1 protein-coding gene is annotated in these 533 nt (G+C 37.3%); it reads left to right on the top strand.

The features are described from left to right. Nucleotides 1-395 (top strand): hypothetical protein (locus tag CDH49_RS15595; RefSeq protein WP_204524842.1); only part of this gene is annotated, 395 nt, incomplete at its 5' end. Between the last annotated feature and the right edge of the window lie 138 nt (nucleotides 396-533).

Below are 533 nucleotides of genomic sequence, written 5' to 3'. Positions count from 1 at the left end.
ACGTTGTACACCATTTGAGAAAAACATATTACATAGAATTAAACGGAGTAAAAATCGGAACAACTGATTTTGAATTTGCGGATCCTCCAATGGGAGTTATCCACGGAAAAATCAATTTTGAAAACGTGGAATCCCCTTATGAACTTTTTAGAAATCATTGTAAAAAATATAAAGTTCAAATAAACGATGACGAACCGAAATTAAAACTTATTGATACCGTTGTAATTCCCGAGTTGAAAGTCTACTTGGAAAACGGAGCTGAACTAAATGGTTGGGGCGGAGCAATAACTGGAATGGATAACGAAGAGTATGAAATCCAATTTGGAGGAATCACATCCGAAATAATGCAAACGGAATTCAAACATCACTATGACGAATATTTTGGAACGGAATAAAAAAACAGTGTACAACACCGTGTATAAAAAATTGCTAGTTTTAGCTGGCACAAAGTTGGTTGCTCGTTTGCCGGCTTCCGATTTTCCTTCGGAAAATCCGCGCCCGCAAACACGCAACTTTCCATACACGAACACGTT

The organism is Confluentibacter citreus, from assembly GCF_002807055.1.
Classification (GTDB): Bacteria; Bacteroidota; Bacteroidia; order Flavobacteriales; family Flavobacteriaceae; genus Confluentibacter; species Confluentibacter citreus.
This window is presented reverse-complemented; position numbering and strand designations above follow the sequence as displayed.